3 protein-coding genes are annotated in these 4,427 nt (G+C 40.9%); all 3 read left to right on the forward strand.

The window, feature by feature from the left end; genetic code table 11:
- On the forward strand, positions 1-337 hold a 337-nt coding region (locus LHW48_09065), incomplete at its 5' end, for a hypothetical protein (GenBank protein ID MCB5260600.1).
- Between the two features lie 592 nt (positions 338-929).
- Positions 930-2,135 (forward strand): acetate kinase, encoded by a 1,206-nt coding sequence (locus LHW48_09070; protein MCB5260601.1) that lies wholly within the window; start codon positions 930-932, stop codon positions 2,133-2,135.
- Positions 2,136-2,177: 42 nt separating this feature from the next.
- On the forward strand, positions 2,178-4,427 hold a 2,250-nt coding region (locus tag LHW48_09075; GenBank protein MCB5260602.1), incomplete at its 3' end, for a PAS domain-containing protein.

Consider the following 4,427-nt stretch of genomic DNA (forward strand, 5'->3'; position numbering starts at 1 on the left):
TCTGCCGCACAGATATATCTCAGATAAGCATATACCGGTTTCGGTGATAGAAGAAGGTGGGCTAAAGCAGATATCGCAGGCATTATTGATGAGGCTTAAACTTCCAGAAAACATTATCAATCGACCTTTGGTTACCAATGCTCGACATATTGCCGCACTTGAGCGCTGCAAGGAAGCACTGGAGAATGCCCTTAATGCCCTCAAGGTAGAACTCGGCTTCGAGTTTATCGCATCCGATCTAATCCGGGCTGCATCGGCTTTGGAAGATATCCTTGGCGTGGTACCAACCGATGCGCTTTTGGGCAGAATATTCGATAATTTCTGCATTGGTAAGTAAATACTCCTAATCTACCCCTGATACTTAAAGCAAGTATTAACTATGCTTCAAGTTGAGATACTCCCGCAGTTTAAGCATTATCTTAGCCGTAACCTTGCCCAAGAATAGCTTTATACAATGCGAGAAGAGAGTCTGCCAAAGCAGTATGTAAAAAGTTTAAAGCCCAATGAGTAGAAAATAGTCTATATATTTCCACAAGCATAATAAATTATACGATATATTGGCTTGACAGCATATTGCAGAAATTATATTTGTAGAAAATCAAAAATCAAGTAGTAGATGGTAGAAATCATCTGCTAGTCAAAACTATCCTGAGCAAATAGTATTCATCGATCACGACAGAAGAATAAGTTATATGATTATCAAATGTGCTGTTTTGGGTTATTGTAAGCAAGCGATTTATCATCCAATTTGTGCTTTTATAGTTGGCGATCAAGAGCAGAAAAAGTTTAAAGGTGGTTTAAGATGAGGTTTGTAGAAGTATCTTTATATAAGTATAATACGTTAAATAATGCTCAGTTTCTTCCTTTTTGTTTGACACATATCTGCATTTGATATTGTGTGCATCGAAGCACACATAATGAGGAATTGAATGAAAATATTAGTTTTGAATTGCGGAAGTTCGTCTATCAAATACCAACTGATAAATATGGAAACCCAAGATGTAATGGCGGAGGGCATAGCAGAAAGAATCGGTGAGAATATAGCTCTTTTTACATATAAAAGCCCCAATTTCACCAAGAAAAAAAGAGAAATGGTAATCGAGAACCATGAACAAGGTTTACAGCTGATATTGGAAGCACTAGTGGATGCAAGTTATGGTGTATTAGAAAATCTTAATGAAATAGAAGCGGTGGGTCATCGATTGGTTCATGCCGGAGAATACTATTCGGATGCGGTAGTTGTTACTGATCATGTTGTTGATGTGATGCAAGAATGTATCTCGTTGGCACCGCTCCACAATCCGGCAAACTTGAAAGGAATAGAAGCGGTAAAGATTGCCATGCCAAATTGCCCACAATGTGGTGTATTCGATACTGCCTTTCATCAAACAATGCCGGCAGAAGCATATCTTTATCCTTTGCCTTTGGATTTTTACCATGTTCACAAGATTCGCCGATATGGATTTCACGGAACCAGCCATAAATATGTAAGTATCAAAGCGGCAGAGTATTTGAATCGGGATTTGGAAAGCCTCAAGATTATATCCTGCCATCTGGGCAATGGCGCTTCCATCACTGCCATTAAAGAAGGAAAATCTATCGATACCTCCATGGGGCTTACACCTTTGGAGGGCTTGATGATGGGTACGCGCTGCGGCGATATTGACCCCGCCATACCTATTCATATGCAACAGACACTCGGTTTAAGCGTGGATGAGGTAAACGCCATTCTGAATAAAAAGAGCGGAATGCTAGGGCTTTCGCATATCTCAAACGATATGCGCGAAATTGAGGAAGAAATTCTCATGCGCAAAAATCCCAAAGCAATTCAGGCACACGACGTGTATTGCTATCGAATTAAGAAATATATTGGCAGCTATATTGCGGCTCTCAACGGAGTGGATGTAATCATCTTTACCGGTGGAGTAGGCGAAAGAATGCCCATTCTCAGAGAACAAGTTTGCAGCAATATGGAGGCTCTTGGCATCAATTTAGATCTAAAGGAAAACGCTCGTTTTACAGATGATATTCAAGTGTTGAGCACACCCTCTTCAAAAGTTATTGTACTTAAAATTCCCACCAATGAAGAACTGATGATAGCATTAGAAACTCAAAGACTCGTTGGCAAGGACTAAACGTAAACCAATCAGCAAAATAGTTAAGGAAATCTGTTTAGCATGAAGGAATTGAAAAACAGCTTTTATAGGATGCTGTATGACCAATCTCCAGTTTCGCTTTGGGTAGAAGATTTCTCTGAAGTGTATACTGCTTTGATGGAGTTAAAAAAAGCTGGAGTGCAAGATATTCGTGCGTATTTGCATACGTATCCCGAAGAGTTTTTGAAATGCTCACAACTGCTCAAGATTGTAGATGTAAATAACACTACTCTTAAGATATTTGGGGCAAAGGATAAAGCCGAACTGATACAGAATATTCATACAATCTTTAGCGGTGAAGCGGCAGAAAGCATTATAGAATCGATGGTGGCAATCTCGGAGGGGAGAAAAAGATTTGAAGGGCAAGGCATTAACTACGATCTTAAAGGAAATGCTCTACATTTCCGAATTTCGTGGAGCATTCCCGGCGATCAAGAAGATGATATGACAAGTGTCATCGTTGCCATGCAAGATACAACCAGCTTAGACCGAGTCCGCAAGGAACTGGAAGAGCGAGAAGCACTGTTTAGATGCATATTCGAGCAGGCTTCTGAGGGGATGCTGCTGCTGGATGCACAGGGCAAAATCCTGCTGGTAAATCAATCTATGGAAACTTTATGTGGAGTGTCGGCAGAAAAGGTTGTGGGCAACAAGCTTGAAGATCTTTTTAAGGCTTTTAGCCAAAGAGTGAGTTTGTGCTTTGAAAATGCCAAACAAGAACAGCTCTTATTCAACTTCTTTAAAAGCATACCCGACAAACAAGACTTAATCGAGTATGATTTCTTTGATGAAAAACACAAACTTCATTCACACCGCCTTACTTTTGTTCCTATAAAAAGCGAAAAAGAGGATATCTACGCTGCTCTTATTACCGATCTTAGCCCTGTGCGCAGATCAGAGATTGTTACCGGCTTGTTGCATAAAATCTCACATGCTGTAAATACTGAATGCAGCATAGATGACCTATTTCATACAATCCACCAATCTTTGGCAAAAGTATTGGATGTTACCAATATCTATATTGCCATGTACGATAAGCGTAGCAATATCATCACCTTCCCCTATCTGGTAGATGAAATGAATGAGGATGCCAGCCCAATAGAAGCGGATGATAACACTTCGTTAACTGCTCAGATCATTTCCGAAGAACGCACACTATTGCTCTCTTTTGAGGATATTCAAACCAGAACCCAAGATCGTGGTTTTATGGGGGTTATCTGCCGGAACTTTTTGGGCATACCACTCATGCTTTCCGGGAATGTGATCGGAGCTATTGTGGTGCAATCTTATAAACGTAGCGATTTGTATAATGAAGAAGATAAGCTGCTTCTGGAATCTATATCCGAGCAAATTGCTTATGCACTCAATAAAAAACAAGCCGATGAGAATATCAACGTGCTCTTCCAAGCAATAGAACAAGCTGGAGAGGGGATTATTATTTTCAATCCGCAAGGTACAATCCAATATGTAAACACTATTTTCGAAAGAATTACGTCCTACAGGCGCATAGAGCTGTTAGATCAGCCTTTCGAATACCTTCCATTTGATGTGTGTAGCCGTAAAGAAATGCAGCAATCTTGGCTCAGAGTGCGCTCTTCGCAACCATGGCGGGGAAAAGTGGATATGATTCGCAAAGATGCCCAGAAGATAACCTTGGATATGGTGGTAAAACCCGTTATCGATAACGATGGCAAGCTTTCTAGTATTATTGCCAGTTGCAAAGACGTGACATACGAAATACTAAGGGAAGATCAACAAAAACGTACCCAAAGATTGGAAGCTATTGGGCGCTTAACCGGTGGAATAGCACACGATTTTAATAATATCCTTTCTGCGATCATTGGGTATTCAGAACTCGCCGGAGACGAATTGCCGCCGGAGAGTGACGCTGCTCTCAATTTAGTTGAAGTGCTAAAAAGCGCCACCCGAGCCAAAGAGATGATATCGCATCTGATATCCTTCTCACGCCAGGAAGAATCAAAAACTGAAGTGATTGAACTGGTGGAACACGTTAAAGAGTCAGTTCGCTTTCTGCGCAGCTACCTACCACGCTCCATCAAGATTAAAGAAAACTATAGTGCCGAGCGCAGCACGGTTATCGCTGTGCCCGGACAAATACACCAAATTATTATCAACTTGGGCACTAATGCTATGCATGCTCTTCAGAAAGATAGTGCTGAACTTATGCTTGCTGTAGATCTGGTGAGCTTTAACTCCCGCGATATGCAAGCCTTTCCTGAGCTTGAACAATGCCAATATCTCAAGGTTACA

It is taken from the genome of Candidatus Cloacimonadota bacterium, assembly GCA_020532355.1.
GTDB lineage: Bacteria > Cloacimonadota > Cloacimonadia > Cloacimonadales > Cloacimonadaceae > UBA5456.